Origin of the sequence: Halolamina salifodinae (genome assembly GCF_017874235.1) — an archaeon.
Lineage (GTDB): Archaea > Halobacteriota > Halobacteria > Halobacteriales > Haloferacaceae > Halolamina > Halolamina salifodinae.
Genome location: NZ_JAGGLC010000001.1, coordinates 601,596 through 617,530, shown reverse-complemented (window position 1 = coordinate 617,530; position 15,935 = coordinate 601,596). Strand labels below are relative to the sequence as shown.

The 15,935-nt window shown below is 67.7% G+C and carries 15 protein-coding genes; 10 read left to right on the top strand and 5 right to left on the bottom strand.

The window, feature by feature from the left end:
• Positions 1–71 precede the first annotated feature (71 nt).
• Entirely contained in the window at positions 72–1,331 is a 1,260-nt protein-coding gene (locus J2753_RS03260) for an RNA-guided endonuclease InsQ/TnpB family protein (RefSeq protein ID WP_209490403.1), read from the top strand.
• A gap of 132 nt (positions 1,332–1,463) precedes the next feature.
• On the opposite strand, the gene J2753_RS03255 is transcribed toward J2753_RS03260, so the two are convergent.
• From J2753_RS03255 to pyrH, 3 genes are read right to left on the bottom strand one after another with little or no spacing between them, the layout of a single operon-like run.
• On the bottom strand, positions 1,464–3,299 hold the full coding sequence (locus tag J2753_RS03255) for a site-2 protease family protein (RefSeq protein WP_209490400.1): 1,836 nt from the start codon (positions 3,297–3,299) through the stop codon (positions 1,464–1,466).
• A gap of 54 nt (positions 3,300–3,353) precedes the next feature.
• Entirely contained in the window at positions 3,354–5,099 is a 1,746-nt protein-coding gene (lysS, locus tag J2753_RS03250) for a lysine--tRNA ligase (RefSeq protein WP_209490398.1), read from the bottom strand.
• On the bottom strand, positions 5,092–5,814 hold the full coding sequence (gene pyrH, locus J2753_RS03245) for a UMP kinase (RefSeq protein ID WP_209490396.1): 723 nt from the start codon (positions 5,812–5,814) through the stop codon (positions 5,092–5,094). Before pyrH ends, lysS begins: the two co-directional genes overlap by 8 nt.
• Before the next feature lie 84 nt (positions 5,815–5,898).
• Between pyrH and J2753_RS03240 the strand changes: the two genes are divergently transcribed.
• Positions 5,899–6,528 (top strand): type IV pilin, encoded by a 630-nt coding sequence (locus J2753_RS03240; protein WP_209490395.1) that lies wholly within the window; start codon positions 5,899–5,901, stop codon positions 6,526–6,528.
• A 9-nt stretch (positions 6,529–6,537) separates the two neighbouring features.
• Here J2753_RS03240 and J2753_RS03235 read toward each other — a convergent pair whose 3' ends face one another.
• Positions 6,538–8,238, bottom strand: coding sequence for a sensor histidine kinase (locus J2753_RS03235; protein ID WP_209490394.1), 1,701 nt, complete (start codon positions 8,236–8,238; stop codon positions 6,538–6,540).
• 124 nt (positions 8,239–8,362) lie between these two features.
• Between J2753_RS03235 and J2753_RS03230 the strand changes: the two genes are divergently transcribed.
• From J2753_RS03230 to J2753_RS03220, 3 genes are all read left to right on the top strand, one after another.
• Positions 8,363–9,148 carry a molybdopterin synthase gene (locus J2753_RS03230; protein WP_209490393.1) on the top strand — a complete coding sequence of 262 codons (786 nt, stop codon included), beginning with the start codon at positions 8,363–8,365 and terminating at the stop codon, positions 9,146–9,148.
• 257 nt (positions 9,149–9,405) lie between these two features.
• Positions 9,406–9,669 carry a DUF7123 family protein gene (locus J2753_RS03225; RefSeq protein WP_209490392.1) on the top strand — a complete coding sequence of 88 codons (264 nt, stop codon included), beginning with the start codon at positions 9,406–9,408 and terminating at the stop codon, positions 9,667–9,669.
• Positions 9,670–9,785: 116 nt separating this feature from the next.
• Positions 9,786–10,931 (top strand): site-2 protease family protein, encoded by a 1,146-nt coding sequence (locus tag J2753_RS03220; protein WP_209490391.1) that lies wholly within the window; start codon positions 9,786–9,788, stop codon positions 10,929–10,931.
• A 1-nt stretch (position 10,932) separates the two neighbouring features.
• Here the strand turns inward: J2753_RS03220 and thiL are convergent, their stop codons facing one another.
• The gene (thiL, locus tag J2753_RS03215) at positions 10,933–11,808 is read right to left on the bottom strand and encodes a thiamine-phosphate kinase (RefSeq protein ID WP_209490390.1); all 876 of its coding nucleotides are present in this window, start codon (positions 11,806–11,808) and stop codon (positions 10,933–10,935) included.
• Between the two features lie 89 nt (positions 11,809–11,897).
• Between thiL and J2753_RS03210 the strand changes: the two genes are divergently transcribed.
• The 5 genes from J2753_RS03210 to hisS are packed head-to-tail and all read left to right on the top strand — an operon-like array spanning position 11,898 to position 15,775.
• Positions 11,898–12,926 (top strand): lysylphosphatidylglycerol synthase transmembrane domain-containing protein, encoded by a 1,029-nt coding sequence (locus tag J2753_RS03210; RefSeq protein ID WP_209490388.1) that lies wholly within the window; start codon positions 11,898–11,900, stop codon positions 12,924–12,926.
• Positions 12,927–12,983: 57 nt separating this feature from the next.
• Positions 12,984–13,439 (top strand): 30S ribosomal protein S19e, encoded by a 456-nt coding sequence (locus tag J2753_RS03205; RefSeq protein ID WP_209490387.1) that lies wholly within the window; start codon positions 12,984–12,986, stop codon positions 13,437–13,439.
• Positions 13,440–13,481: 42 nt separating this feature from the next.
• Positions 13,482–13,832: a DNA-binding protein gene (locus J2753_RS03200; RefSeq protein WP_209490386.1), complete on the top strand. Its 351-nt coding sequence runs from the start codon at positions 13,482–13,484 to the stop codon at positions 13,830–13,832.
• Positions 13,832–14,422 carry a DUF7411 family protein gene (locus tag J2753_RS03195; RefSeq protein WP_209490385.1) on the top strand — a complete coding sequence of 197 codons (591 nt, stop codon included), beginning with the start codon at positions 13,832–13,834 and terminating at the stop codon, positions 14,420–14,422. The genes J2753_RS03200 and J2753_RS03195 overlap by 1 nt, the downstream gene beginning before the upstream one ends.
• Positions 14,423–14,464: 42 nt before the next feature.
• On the top strand, positions 14,465–15,775 hold the full coding sequence (gene hisS, locus J2753_RS03190; RefSeq protein WP_209490384.1) for a histidine--tRNA ligase: 1,311 nt from the start codon (positions 14,465–14,467) through the stop codon (positions 15,773–15,775).
• Positions 15,776–15,935 lie beyond the last annotated feature (160 nt).

Here is a 15,935-nt window from a genome sequence, read left to right as displayed (position 1 = left end):
ACGACAGAACCGAGACTCTGCAACTGACCGACTCCCGAGCGTTTAAGAATCGTCGGACCGGAATCTGAAGCATGGAGGTTCGGCGTACCGCCCCCATCAAACTCGTCGTCCCCGACGAGCGCCGCGACGACCTCCACGAAACAGCGCGGCAATTCCTTCACTGTGCCAACCGTGCCGCTGAGTTCTGTTGGTCCGACGACTCCTACACCGAGTGCGTCACAGCCAATACGACCGCACGTGACGTGCTCTACGACGAACTCCGCGACGAAACTGACCTCACCGCGAACCTCGTTCAAGAAGCCATCCGACGCGCTGTCCAGGCCGTCAAAGGATGCGTCGAACGGTGGAAAAAGGGCAAGCGGGTGAGCCAACCGGAATTCACGTCGTGGAGTATGCTCTACGACAAACGGAGCGCCACATTCTACCGGAACAAAGTCTCGCTCTCGACCGTCAATGGGCGCGTCGAGTGTGACTTTGAACTTCCCTCGGACAGCCCAACACCATACGAGCGGTACGTCCTCTCTGAGGAGTTTGAGTTCCGAGCGAGTACGCTCCAGTACGACGCAGTGGACGACGAGTTCTACTTCCACATCACTACGCGGAAGTACGACTCCGAAGGAGACGGTAGTGACGACGCAGAGGTTTCGGAAGATACCGAGCACCAAACAGTCCTCGGGGTCGACCTCGGCGTCAACAGTCTCGCCGTCTCCTCCACCGGGCGCTTCTGGCAGGGAGACGACTACGACCACTGGTGCCGCGAGTTCGAGAAACGACGTGGAGAGATGCAACAGCGCGGCACCCAAGCCGCGCACAACGCGTTACTTCGCCTCGGGAAGCGCGAAGACGCATGGCGGAAACAGTACATCCACACCGTCGCTAACGAACTCGTTACAGAAGCCGTCGAACACGACTGCGACGTTCTCGTGTTTGAGGACTTGACCGACATCCGCGAGCGACTTCCGCAGGCGAAGTGGCACCATGTGTGGGCGTTCCGACGCCTGTTCGAGTACGTCGCCTACAAGGCGCCCGAGCAGGGCGTCTCCGTGGAGCAAGTTGAGCCGAACCACACGTCCCAACGCTGTTCTCGGACGGACTGTGGGTTCACGCATCCTGACAACCGCCACGGCGAACACTTCTGTTGCCAGAAGTGCGGGTACGAAGTGAACGCAGACTACAACGCTGCGAAGAATATCGGGACGCGGTACGCTCGAAAGCAACACCACAAACTCCGTTCCTCGCCCACGTCGGGGAGCGGAGACGCACCAGTAGACGTGCGTGTGAATGGTGGGACGTTGAACGGCAAGAGTTACCAGCCTATTGCTGGTGACTGATCGTCGGGAGTCCACATCAAAGCCCCATCACCAGAAATCTCTGATTTCTGGTTAACAGTCAGAACGCGACGCGTTCTGACGACACCCTCAAGGACCGAGGCGCGTAGCGCCGAGGGAGTAGGGTGGGGTAGTTTACTTCAGGTACTGCGGCCCGAACACCACCAGCAGCAGACAGGCCAGCATCGCCAGCCCTACGCTCGTGGTCACCGCCCGCGTCGCGGTGTGTTTGTCCTCGATGGGGAGCCGCGAGACCACCGCCTCCACGCAGGCCCGGAGGATCCGCCCGCCGTCGAGCGGGTACGCCGGGATGCAGTTGAAGAAGGCGAGGTTGAGGTTGATCCACCCGGTCCAGAACAGGAGGTTCGCGAGCAGGAACACCCCGCCGCCCAGCGGTTCGAGCGGCCCAGTGACTTCGTAGAAGTTCCGGTTGGCCGCGACGAAGCCGGCGAAGTTGTACTGCGCGCCGCCGACGGCGCCGATGAAGGGGAGCAGCAGGACGACCAACGTCGCCCCCAGCAGCGACTGCCCCTCGCCGGTCAGCATCGCGAGGAACTCCGCGGCCGGGTAGTAGTCGACGCCCAAACTACTCATCCCGACCCCACTGTAGCCCGACACCGGCGAGATACCAAGATAGCTGCCCTCTCGGCCGTCACGGTAGTCCTTGACCAGCGTCACCGTCTCGGTTCGGCGCTCGCCATCGACGACCGCAACGACTTCCACGTCCTCACCTATGGCTTTCCGGTCGAGCGCTGCAGTCACGTCCGCTGGGGTCAGTGTCCGCTGCCCGGCGATGCTGAGCAGCGTGAACGAGTCGTCGGTCGGGAAGCCGGAGGCGTTCAGCGGGTGGTCGGCCGCGTCGCCGCCGATCCCCGGGAGCGCGGGCGAGGTCGCCCGCGAGACGACGCCCATCGGCGCCGTCGTCGTTTCGCCGTCGTCAGTCGTTATCGAGACGGTCTCGCGGCCCGAGACCGCCTCACGGAAGCCGCGCTCGGTCCGGACCTCGGTGCCGTTGACGGCCGTGATGGTGTCGTTCACGTCGACGCCGGCGTCGTTCTCGCGGTCGAACGGTGATCCGGCCGAGAGCCGCGTGACCAAGAGCGAGCGCTCGACGGTCGTCTCCGTGCCGTCGCCGAGTGTGACGGAGACCGACTCCTCCGTGCTGTTGGCGAGATACGCCTCGAGGTCGCCGCCGTCGGCGATTGCCTGGCCGTCGACCATCTCGATCCGGTCGCCGGCGTCGATGCCGGCGTCGTCGGCGGCCGATCCGGGGAGGACCCCGCCGACGGCGGCGCCGGAGGCGACGCTGATGGAGCCAACGACCGGGCCCAACAGCAGCGCGAACGCGAGGATGGTCACCGCGTAGTTGTTGGTGACGCCGGCGGCGAACATCCGGGCGCGGGCGCCGCGGTTCGCCGTCCGCTGGCTCTCCTCGTCGGGTTCGACGAAGGCACCGATGGGGATGACGGCGAAACTCACCAGCCCCATCGACTCCACGTCGATGTCGCCGACGCGGCAGAGCAGGCCGTGGCCACCTTCGTGGACCACGAGGCCGATCAGCAGGCCGGCGATAATCTCCGGCGCGACAGAGAGCGGCAGGAACTCGTTGACGCCCGGGATCACCAGCACGTTCGAGGGTTCGTTCACCGGCGACGGCGCCGGGGGGTTCTCGAGGATGGAGCGCCCCTGCTGGAGGAGCATGAAGAACATCCCGACCATCACGACCAGCGTCGCGCCGAGGCCGACGTTGGTCCACGCCCGCCAGAACCGCTTGGGCCCGGCGAGCCAGTTGAGGAACGCCCGGCCGCGCCTGGTATGAATCGTCGTGATGGGCCCCGAGACACTGATCGACTCGGGGAGGTAGCCCTCGGCGTCGAGCCAGTAGGCGGCGATGGTGTAGGCGACGGCGCCGATCAGCACCCACGTCAGCGGGCCGACGGAGGGAACGGCTTGAAGCAGCCCGTCGATCATCTGTCTCTGAATCCGGTCCGGCCGGCCAAAGGCGTTCGGGTCCGCCCCCGTCGATCAGCCCTCGCGTCGGAGGCGCTCGACGACGAACGACCGGTCGAGTTCGCCCATGAACTCCCCGAGACGGGGGCCCTGGGTCTTGTCGAAAAAGAGCTTGTAGCCCGCCGCGAACAGGTCGCCGGTCTCGAGACCGTGCTCCTCGGCGAGTTCGTAGATCCGCCCCTGAATCGCCTCGCCGTCGTTGCCCGCGGCGACGAAGTCGGCCAGATCGTCGAGCGCCGTGCGCTCGGCCTCGTCGAGGTCGACCTCCGGCAGATCGGTCTGGAGCCGGTAGTTGTAGGCGTTGTCACAGCGCTCGGCCCACGCACGGGCCCGCTCGACGCGGGCGAGTGCGTCCTCGATCACGTCCTCGCCGGCGTCTTCGGGGATATGGCCCTCGTTACGGGCCATCTGGACGCGCAGGTCGCGGTCCTCGACCATCCCCAGCACCGACGCGAACGTGTAGGGCAGGCGGACGCGGTCTTCCTTCACCTCCTCGACAGGGCGGGACTCCGTCCCGCTTGCAGCCGGGCGTCGCCCGGCGACCACGAACGGGTACGCGCGCTCGGCGAACCGGGTCAGTTCCTCGTCGTCGACCTCGCCGAAGTACGCGCGCTCGAAGCGGTCGAAGTCGTCGACCAACTGGTCCAGCCGCGAGATGTCGAAGTCCCGGGCCTTGTTCGGGTCGAGCGCGAAGAAGTACCGCAGCACCTCTGGCTCCAGCAGTTCCAGCACTTCGGGGACCGTGACGACGTTTCCGGCGGAGGAGGAGAGCGGCTCGCCGTTGAGCGTGAACCACTCGTAGGTCATCGGCACCGGTGGCTGGATGTCCAGCACGTTCCGGGCGATGTCCTCGCCGGAGGGCCAGGAACCCTCGGCGTGGTCCTTGCCGAACGGCTCGAAATCGACGCCCAGCAGACTCCACTGGGCCGGCCACTCGAAGCGCCACGAGAGCTTCCCGTCCCGGAGCGTCGCCTCGCCGCTGTGGCCACAGCCCTCGATTTCGCGGTCGCCCGCGGTGATGCCCGTACACTCGTACGCGACGGTTCCCTCCTCCAGATCCGCGACGGTCACGTCGGTGGTGACGATGCCACACTCTTCACAGACCACGCGGAACGGCGAGTAACCCGCGTCGACGGAGTCCTGGTACTCGGAAAGGACCTCCCGAGCCGTATCGACGTTCTCGAGGATCGTCCGGATCTCGGGTTCGAACTCTCCGCTCTGGTAGAGTTCGGTGTTCGAGAGCACCTCGACGGGCACGTCGACCAGCTCGGCGGCGCCCGCGAGCAGGTCCGCGAAGTGCTCGCCGTAGGAGTCGTGGCAGTCGCCGAACGGGTCCGGAATCGCGGTGTAGGGCTTGCCGAGGTTCTTCCCCAGCGCGCCGGCGTCGACGTCGCCCAACTCCACGACGTTCCAGTCGGCGTCAGCCAGCCGTCGGGGGAGCTTTCGGAGCGGGTCGCGGTCGTCGGAGGTGAACACCTGCCGGACCTCGTGGCCGCGCTCGCGGAGCACCTCGCCGACGAAGTGCCCGCGGAGGATCTCGTTGAAGTGGCCCAGATGGGGGATCCCGGAGGGCGAGACGCCGCCCTTGATGACGATTGGCTCGTTCGGGTCGCGTTCTTCCACCTCGTCGGCGACGGCGTCGGCCCAGAACGCGTGGAACTCGTCCTCGCCGCCGCCGTCGCCGGCGTCGCTGCCGGCGGTCGAGCCAGAGGGGGGTCCAGTAGCGTCGGCGTCCTGGTCGGGGGTCTGTTCGCTACTCATGTTGGGTCCAGTAGGTCGGGTCGTCGCTGTCGCCCGTGGGGACGATGTCGGTGCCGCTGTGCTCGCCGCGCAGGACGGCGTCGACGACGGCCTGGGGGTCGGTGCCGTCGAGGACGATGGTCCGCAGGGACGAGCGCTCGATGAGTTTCGCCGCGAGCAGGTCGACCGGCGCGGAGGCGCCCGCGCCGCGTTCCATCGGCGCGATGACCTCGACCAGTTCGCTGGGGGTGAGTTGGCCGTACTGTTCGGCGTCGTCGTTCTCGGCTGGGTCGGCGCTGTAGACGCCGTCGGCGCTGGTCGCGAAGACCAGCAGTTCGGCGTCGACGTACTCCGCCAGCGCGGCGGCGACGGCGTCGGTGGTCTGGCCGGGGGTGACCCCGCCCATGACGGTGGTGTCGCCCCGGCGGATGGCCTCGCCGGCCTCGTCGTAGCTCGTGGCCGGCGCGCGCTGGACGCCGTGGCCCATCGCCGCGATGAGCAGCCGGGCGTTTAGCCGGGTGACGCCGATACCGAGTTCGTCGAGCTGGAACTCGTTTGCCGCCAGCTCCCGGGCGGCGTCGATATACTGTCTCGCGACGGTCCCGCCGCCGACGACCGCGCCCAGCTCACAGCCCTCCGCCGAGAGCGTCTGCAGGGCGTCAGCGAACCCTTCGACGCGCTCGGGGTCGAGCCCGGGCGCCAGTACGCTACCCCCGATGGAGACGACGACTCGCATTGGGTTGAGTTGCGAGGGTGGCGCTCTTAAGGGCGGTGGTCGCGCCGCACCAATGCTTTTGAGCTCCCGCGCCGAACTCGGGCCGTGCCCGAAGGACGCGGTGTGAGCCCGATAGTCGGGGTCGTGCTGATGGTGGTGCTCACGCTGATGCTCACCTCGGTGCTCGCTACCGGCGTGATGGTGTACGGCGACGGCCTCGACAGCGATGCGGCGGTGCCGACGGCGCCCAACTCGTCGGTGACGGAGACGATCGGGGCCGGCCGCTGGCTCGGCGGCCCCGAGGAGCTCTTTCGCCTCTCGAACGACGAAGCAAACGCCACCGATGTCTCAATGCGGGTGAACTTCACTATCAAACCCAACTCGAGCACGATCGGGAACTCGCTGAACAGCGTCTACATGGAGACGACGAACGGTTCCTTGGACATGTTCTCCGGCACCGAGCGGGCGGACCTCGAACGTATCGCCGTCGACACCGACGGCGACGGGAGTGCGGATCGCGACATCACCGGCGACGTGAACGGCTGGACGGTCACGAACGACGGAAGCGCGCTCAAAGTCGAGCTCACGGGCTCGGCGTACTCGGCGGCCGCCAACGACTCGGTCCTGCTGACGTTCGGCGGCGTCAGGAACCCGCCCGAGCCGGGGAGCTATGAGCTGAGAGCTGAGACCAGCGGCGACGGGAACTGGCACCGAGGGAATATCACCGTGACGTAGTGATCGCGGCTACGCTTCGTCGTCGGTGCATCTCGTGTGGGGGAGCCGCAGCACGACGCTGGTCCCGCGGGGGTCCCGCTCGGTGAACCCGATCTCGCCGCCCAACTGCGTGACCGCCCAGCGGACGACCCAGAGCCCCATCCCCGACCCGTGCTTGAGGGGGGTCTCGGTTCTCGCCTCGATCACCTTTCGCTCGTGGTCGGGGATGGTCGGCCCGTCGTCCGCCACCGCGATGTGGAGCGGATACGCCCGGTCGGCGTCGTAGGAGGCACGGACACGGACCCAGGGCCGCTCGCGGTCGTTGTGTTCAACGGCGTTCTCGACGAGGTTACTCAGCGCCCGCTTGAGTAGCTCCGGGGGCGCGTCGATGACGATATCGCCGGGGATATCGTGGTCCCGATCGACCGTCTCGCTCTCGTCGATGCTACCGAGCGCGGTGCTCACCAACACCTCGAGGCGCAGTTCCCGGGTCGTGGCCTCGCCGCCGCTCATCAGCTGTTCGGCCGTCTGGGCCTTCTCGGCGAACTGCAGCAGTCGCCGGCCGGTGTCGAGAACCGTCTCAGCGCTCTCGGTGACGGCGTCGTCGCTGTGTTCGGTTCGGAGCCGCTGAGCGTGGCCCAGCACCACGTTCATATCGTTCCGGAGGTTGTGCCGGAGCACCCGGTTGAACACTTCGAGGCGCTGCTGGCGGGTCGTCCGGCCGGTCACGTCTCTGAGCACGATGGCGTAGCCCAGCCTTCGGTCGCGCTGGTCTGTCACCGGGGAGAGCGTCGGCTCGAACAGCCGGCGGCCGTCCTCGGTCCGGAGCGCGACGGTGCTGGTCTCGTGGAGGGCATCGAGCGACGCGTCGAGCACTCGCTCCATGTCGACGCCGACGGTGACGGCGTTCACTTTGGACTCCGCAGCCGCGTTCAGCGTAACGACGCTCCCCTCGTCGTCGGTCACGACGACGACCTCCTCCAACTCGTCGAACAGTGTCCGTGGGCCGACGTTGCCTGCGGCGGGCACCCGGTCGAACAGTCCACCGTGGCTGACGGCGCCCGCGGCGGTTACGGCGCCGATCAGGAAGCCGAGGACGGCGATCCGCGGGAGCGCGAGCCGCCCGCCGCCGGCCATCTGGAACCCCAGCAGGATCGAGATCCACGGCACCGTTCCGAACGTCCCGATCAGGGTGCCAGTAGTGCTGTCAAGGTAGTCATAGCGATGGAACGTCCACAGCAGCAGGCCGCTGGCGATGATCGTCACTCCGCCGGCGTAGAGAATCGCGACCCACCGGACCATCGTCAGGAGGATGACGACGGCGGCCACGGGACCGCTGGCGGTCTGTCGGGACGGGAGCATGAACCACGGGAAGGACTGCGCGGCGAAGATGGCCCCGGTCGCCAGGAGACCACACACCACCGGCAGCGCCAGTACCGCCACGAGCGTCGAGGAAACCGACTCGCTCTGTCCAATGTAGCGCAGCGAGAACACCAGCCACGGCACCGGGAACAGGAGGCAGACGCTGATCGCGACGGCGGTCAGCGCCGCTGCTGACTGCCCTGTGAGAACGGCGCCACCCAGCGCCGCGGCGCCGACGCCTGTCACGCTGGCCATCACCGCGAACGGGACCGCAACCGACTCATCACGGCGGGTGCCAGTGAGCAGCGCGACGGCACAGAGCACCACCCCGGCGGCTACGAGTGCGATGCCGACGGGCACGAGATTCATTCTGTGGGTTGCTGCTCGAACAGCACGCAGTTGTATCTATGGATCACCGCGCAACTCCGGTGGAAACCGGTCGCTCGGTCGCCGTGAGCAAAGGTCTAAGCCGGTCGCCCCCGGCCACTCCCATATGCAGACACTCTCCATCATCGGCCCCGGCGCGGCCGGGATCCGGGACGCCGTCGCCGACCGATTCGACGGTCGGGTCGCGACCGTCGGCCGAACCGAATCGGCCGGTATCGACGCCGACGACGGCGTCGACGGCCGCTTCGAACTCACCGAAGACGGCGACTGGACCGCTGCGGGCGACGGTCGCTCGTTCTCGGACCTGCTGGACTCGCTTGCGGCCGAGTACGACTACACCGTCGTCTCGGGGTTCTCGAAGCTCCGACTCCCGACGGTCGTGATCGGCAACGCGGAGGTGCCCGGCGACGTGTACCACCGCGTCGACGACGCGAGCGACATCGATCCCGACACGCTCGCCGCGGAACTGGACGATCTCGACCCACACGTCACGCTTGAGTCGCTCGTCGACGAGGCCAAACAGTCACCGCTGGCCGAACGCTCGGGTGCTATCGCGACGTTTACCGGCCGCGTGCGGGCGAAAGACGCCGAGGACGACAGCCCCACGACCCACCTCAAGTTCGAGAAGTACGAGGGCGTCGCCGAGCAGCGGATGGCAGCCATCGCGAGCGAACTCGAGGAGCGCGAGGGCGTGTTCGAGGTACTGTTCCACCACCGCACGGGCGTCGTCGTCGACGGCGAGGACATCGTGTTCGTCGTCGTGCTCGCGGGCCACCGCCGGGAGGCGTTCCGGACCGTCGAGGACGGTATCGACCGCCTCAAGGACGAGGTACCGCTGTTCAAGAAAGAGACCACGCAGGACGAGGAGTTCTGGGTCCACGACCGCGCGTGACCCCGCGGCCGGTGCTGATCGAGCGCTCGAACGGGAGTAGTTCGGCCTGGACCGGCGGCTTGATCCGTCCGGTCTCCGACCCAGAGTTACGGCTGCAGAACCGTTTGTAAACTTTCTACAGATTTCTACGAGCTTCGTGAACGGTTCGTTTCACGTCTATTTCCCGGTTCGGTTCGCCTGAAACCGCCCGAACTCCGGTGGACGGTCTGGAGTTTATATGCCCCCTTAGGCCATGGGCCTGAGTGAGGAGAACACCAATGAGCGCAACTCGGAACCCCTCCACTGACGGCGTGACCGCGGCCGACGATCTCTCGAAAGAGGAGCGACTCACGCGCTACCTGCGCGAGAAGGTCGACGACGGCGAGATGTACTTCAAGTCGAAGTTCATCGCCGACGACGTCGACCTCTCGCCCAAAGAGATCGGCGCGCTGATGGTGAAGCTGAGCGACGCCGCCGCCGACCTCGAAGTCGAGAAGTGGTCGTACACGAGCGCGACCACGTGGCGCGTCGAGACGGCCTGACGGGCCACCCACAACGCGGTTCCGCACCCCCGCTGACGGTCCCCCACGACGCTCTCCTACGGTCCCCCGCTTCTCCGGAGCCAAGTCTTATGCGCGAGCGACGGCAACCCAAACCGATGGCAGACAGAGCCGGGTCCGAGGAGGTCCCCCACCCGGACGCGCTCGACGCGTGGTTCCACCTGACTGCGGTTCGCCGCGACGGCGACCGTATCCGGTATCACGGCGAGTCGCTCGTCCCGCGCTCGCGACTGGCCGAGGAGCTCGTCCCGACCTTCGAGGAAGCGGGCTACGAACTCCAGTTCTCGACGGATCAGGCCGGCAACGACGTGCTCGTCGCCCGGCCGCTGGGTGCGCCCACTGGCACCTCCGGGAACCCTGCGGTCAACGCCGGCCTCCTGCTGGCGACGATATTCACGACGATGTTCGTCGGCGCTACGGTCTGGTACTACACGCCGCCGTCGGCGATTCTCGAGAACCCCCTCCTGCTGCTTTCGGCGTGGCCGTTCACTGCCGCGGTGCTGGGCGTCCTCCTGACCCACGAGATGGGCCACTACGTCGCCGGGCGCTGGCACGGCGTCGACGTGAGCCTGCCGTACGTCATCCCCTTTTACGTTCCGTTCGGGACGATGGGCGCGGTGATCCGGATGCGAAGCCGAGTTCCCGACCGCGAGGCGCTGTTCGACATCGGCGCCGCGGGGCCGCTAGCGGGGCTGGCGGCGACTATCGTCGTCACCGCCGTCGGCGTCTCGCTCGATCCGATTACGGTGCCCCAGCGCGTGCTGGAGGGAAGCGGGCAGGCAATCGTCTTCCACAACCCACCGCTGCTCGACCTGATCGCCGACGCGCTGGGGCAGGGCACCAGCTACAACGACCCGAGCAAGGCGGTCCACCCGGTCGTGATGGGTGGCTGGATCGGGATGTTCTTCACCGTGTTGAACCTCCTGCCGGTCGGCCAACTCGACGGCGGGCATATCGTCCGCGCGGTACTCGGGCAGCGCCAGGAGACCGTCGCCGCGCTCGTGCCCGGCACGCTGTTCGGCCTCGCGGGCTACCTCTGGTACGTCCGCGATCTGGGGATGCAGAACTCGGTGGGCCTCTGGCTGCTCTGGGGGGTCATCACGCTGTTCGTCTCCTTCGGCGGGTCGGCGAACCCCATCGACGAGTCGCCGCTGGGCTGGAAACGAACCCTCGTGGGCGCGCTCACGTTCGCGCTCGGCGCGCTCTGTTTCCTCACGGTGCCGATCGAGATCGTGACCGTCTGAGCTACCCGTGGGTGTAGCCCCGGTCCGGTAACGGCTTGCCGTCGGCGACGACGCCCTCCTCAGTCACCTCGCCGATTACGGTCGCTGCCGTCCCTGCTTCTTCGACTGCCGCCAGCGCCGCGTCCGGATCCGGCGTCGTGAACACGAGTTCGAAGTCCTCGCCGACGTGGGCCGCACACTCCCGGCGGTCGGCCTCGCTCTCGGCGACGGCGTCGACGGCCGAGTGGACCGGGAGCCGATCCCACTCGATGGCGAAGCCACAGTCGCTCGCGTCGGCCATCTGGTGGAGCGAGCGCGCGAGGCCGTCGCTGGAGTCCATCGCGGCGCTTGCGTGGCCGCGGAGCGCACGCCCGGCCGCCACGCGCGGAGTGAACCGGAACAGATCGTTCCCGGATTCGGCGTCGCCGGCGGCGAACCGACGCAGCGCGGCGGCAGTTCGACCGAGTTCGCCAGTCACACAGATCGCGTCGCCGGGTTCGGCGCCGTCGCGGCGGAGTGGCTCCTCGACGCGCCCGACGGCGGTCGTCGCGGTCGTGAACTCCGTGTGCTGGTCGAGGTCGCCGCCGACGTACTCGGCGTCGACCAGTTCACAGACCTCGCTGGCGCCCCGTACGAACGCCGCCAGTTCCTTCTCGTCGAACTCGGGGGCGGCGTACACCGCGACAGCGCAGGTGGCGTCGGCGCCCATCGCCGCCAGATCCGAGAGCGAGGCGCCGACGGCGCGCCAGCCGGCGGTCTCGCGGGTAGTGCCGTCGGGGAAGTCCGCCCGCTCGTGGAGCATATCCGTCGTGATCGCCAGCCCGTCGATGACGGCGGCGTCGTCGCCGGCCGCGGGGAGGGTCGCCGCCAGCGTCGCCAGCGCGTCGCGCTCGTCCATGGGGTCGACTGGTGGGGCGCGCCGATAAAGGGCCGGCGTCGAGGGTCGCCATCGGAGGGTTGAAACGCTCGCCGGGAGTTCCACCGGCCATGGAGACCGACCGGCTGAAGACGACGCTGGTTGGGTTCGCCGGGGCGGTCGCCGTGCTCGCGCTGCTGCTCTACTTCGTGGGCGTCGGCGACCTGCTCCAGTACCTCGGACAGGCCGATAGATCGACGGTGGGGCTGGTCATCGTCGTCACCGTCGGCTGGCTGTTCGCGTGGGGGCTGGCGCTCCGGACCGTGCTCGGCGTGCTCGGGGAGTCGGTCTCGCCCCTCCAGACCTTCCTCGTGTTCGCCGGCGCGACGTTCAACAACAACGTCACCCCCTTCGGGCAGGCCGGCGGAGAGCCGGTGACCGCCCTCCTCATCTCTGAGGTCACCGACACCGAGTACGGCACCGGGCTGGCGGCCATCGCGAGCGTCGACACGCTGAACTTCGTCCCCTCGATATCGCTGGCGCTCGTGGGCGTCGCCTACTTCGCCAGCACGACCACGCTCGGCGACCGCCTCGAGACGGCGGCGACCGTCGTCGTCGCCCTCGCCGTCGTCGTCGGCGGCGGTCTCGCGGTCGCGTGGCGGAGCCACGAACGGCTCGAAGCCGGCGTCGTGAACCTCTTTTCCCGCGTGGCCGAGTGGGCCGGCGAGCACGTCCCGCGCGTCTCCGATCCCGGTCGGCAGGGGATCAAGCGCCGCGTGAGCCACTTCTTCGAGGCTATCGAGCGCGTCGCAACCAACCCCCGGGGGCTCGCGCTCGCGCTAGGGTTCTCCGGGCTGGGGTGGTTCCTCCAGATGCTCGGGCTCTGGCTGGCGTTTCAGGCCATCGGGGAGCCAGTCAGCTTCCCGGTCGTGATGTTCGTCGTCCCCATCGGCGCCATCGCGGGGATGACGCCGCTGCCCGGCGGCGCCGGCGGGATCGAGGCCGTGCTCGTCTTCCTGCTCGTGGCGGCGCCGCTGTCCGGCGTCACCAAGTCGGTCGCGCTCGCAGCGGTGGTCATCTTCCGCGGCGCGGTGTTCTGGGTACCCATCGCCATCGGCGGCGTCGTGATGGGGACGGTGGGTGCCGGTGCACGTACCTGACCCCCGTAGGCAGGCCGATACGATGGGTTTATCCGGAGCAGGAAAGAAATCCTCCCTATGGCAACCCTCTACGACGTACCGGCAGAGGACCTCATCGAGGCCCTCGCCGAGGAGCTCGACGGCCGTATCGAGGAACCCGACTGGGTGGAGTTCACCAAGACCAGCGTCGACCGCGAACTCCCGCCCCAGCAGGACGACTTCTGGCACGTTCGCGCAGCCAGCTTGCTGCGGAAGGTCGCGATCCGGGGGCCGGTCGGTGTCGAGCGACTCGCCACCGAGTACGGCGGCTCCAAGCAGGGATCGACGCGCTACCGCGTCTCCGGCAGCCACCACACCGGTGGCTCGCGAAAGATCATCCGCACCGCGCTCCAGCAGCTGGAGGACGAGGGCCTCCTCGAGACCGCGAAGGGGGAGGGGCGACGCGTGACCGACGACGGCCGCAGCCTGCTCGACACCACCGCTGGCGAGACGCTCGAAGACCTCGACCGTCCCGAGCTCCAGAAGTACGCCTGAAACGTCGCAACCGTTTTGCGGAGAGAGCAGTAACGTACGTCTATGAGTGGAAACTCCGAGGAGGACCGGCTCGAACAGCTTCGACAGGAGCGACTCGAGGAGCTCCAGGAGCAGACCGGCGGCGAGGGGACCCAACAGGCCGCCCAGGAGCAGCAGGAGCGCGCGCAGGCCCAGCAGGACGCGCTGCTCAAGCAGCATCTCACCGACGACGCGCGCCAGCGGCTCAACGCCGTCGAGATGAGCAAGCCCGAGTTCGCCGAGAAAGTCAAGCGACAGGTGACCGCGCTGGCCCAGAGCGGCCGCATCCAGGGACAGATCGACGAGGACCGGATGAAGCAGATCCTGCGTGAGCTGAAACCCGAAGAGAAGAGCTTCGACATCCGCCGGCGCTGATGGAGCTGGCGCTCCTCTACAGCGGCGGGAAGGACTCCTCGCTGGCGGCGCTGATCCTCGACCGCTTCTACGACGTGACCCTCGTCACCGCCCATTTCGGCGTGACCGAGGAGTTCGAGAACGCCCGCAACGCCGCCGACGCGCTTGGGTTCCCGTTCGACACGGTGGAACTCGACCGCGAGGTCGCCGAGGAGGCCGTCGACCGCATGATCGAGGACGGCTACCCCCGGAACGGGATCCAGCGCGTCCACGAACACGCCCTGGAGGTCGTCGCCGACCGGGACGTGATCGCCGTCGCCGACGGCACCCGCCGCGACGACCGCGTGCCGACCGTCTCCCGGGCGACTGCCCAGAGCCTCGAAGACCGCCACGGGATCGACTACCTCTCGCCGCTTGCCGGGTTCGGTCGCGGCGCCGTGGATCGGCTGGTCGAGCAAGAACTCGACGTCGAAACCGGGCCCAGCGAGGAGATCGCCCGCGCCGACTACGAGGGCGAACTCCGCGCGATCATCCGCGAGCGCGGCGGCGACGAGGCCGTCGAGGCTGTGTTCCCGGATCACGACCAGACCATCGTCCGCGGGCTGGCTTAGCGAAAGACAGGATTCAAGCGCGGCCGCCCGGAACCCTCGGCCATGTACGACCGGCTGAAGGGGTTCAAGGACTTCTACCCCGGCGAGATGGCTGCCCGACGGGAGGTCATCGACACCACCGAGGCGGTGGCTCGCCGCTACGGGTTCCGGGAGATCGCCACGCCCGCGCTCGAGGACGTGGAGATGTACGTCGACAAGTCCGGCGAGGGGATCGTCGAGGAACTGTACAACTTCACCGACAAGGGCGGCCGGGAGGTGTCGCTCACCCCCGAACTCACGCCGACGGTCGCGCGGATGGTCGTCGCCAAACAGCAGGCGCTCTCGAAGCCGATCAAGTGGTTCTCGACGCGGCCGTTCTGGCGCTACGAGCAGGTCCAGCAGGGTCGGTTCCGTGAGTTCTACCAGACGAACGTCGACATCTTCGGCTCCGCGGAGCCGGAAGCCGACGCCGAGATCCTCGCCTTCGCGGGCGACACGCTGACCGAACTCGGCCTCCCGGCCTCGGAGTTCGAGTTTCGCGTCTCTCACCGGGACATCCTCGGAGAACTCCTGCGGCACTTCGACGAGGATGTCGACGTGCCCGAGGCGATCCGAGCGGTCGACAAAAGCGAAAAGGTCGACCGGGCGGAGTACCTCGGCCTGCTGGCCGACGCCGGCCTCTCCGTCGAGGACGCCGAGGCGTTCGACGACCTGCTCGACGCGGGGAACGAGGATCTGGACGCCCTTCTCGACGCCGTCGACCGGCCGAAACTCACCGCCGCCGTCGAGAACCTCAAGGCGGTGCTCTCCGCCGCCGAGGACTTCGGCGTCCGGGAGCACTGTGAGGTCTCCCTGCGTACGGCGCGGGGTCTCGACTACTACACCGGCGTCGTCTTCGAGTGTTTCGACACCGAGGGTCGGGTCTCCCGGGCCATCTTCGGCGGCGGGCGCTACGACGACCTGATCGAGTCGTTCGGCGGCCAGCCCACCCCCGCCGTGGGCGTCGCGCCGGGCGTGATGAACTCGACGCTCCCGCTGCTGCTGCAGGAGGCCGGCGTGTTCCCCGAGGAGGCGGTTTCGACGGACTACTACGTCCTCAGCGTCGGCGACACCCGCGAGGTCGCGTCCCGGGTCGCTCGCGACCTTCGGACGTCGGGGAACGTCGTCGAGACCGACGTGTCCGACCGGAGTTTCGGCGCCCAGATGGGCTACGCCGACTCGATCAACGCCGAGACGCTCGTGATCGTCGGCGAACAGGACCTCGCGAACGGCGAGGTGACAGTCAAGGAGATGGAGAGCGGCGACCAGACCACCGCGCCGGTCGAGGAGTTCCCCGGCGACCGCGAGCAGCCACGCTACGAGGACTTCGCGTAGACGCCGCTGCCCGTCGGCGAACAGGCGACGGATCCGTTACGCGCAGGGGGTCGTCGCGCACCCGCTTCGTTCCCTGCGCAGCGATTCTCAGATCACGGAGGCCCTGGTCCCGGCTTCCTACTTGAACGTAGCCCCCAGAGTTATGCTCCCACGAGATCCA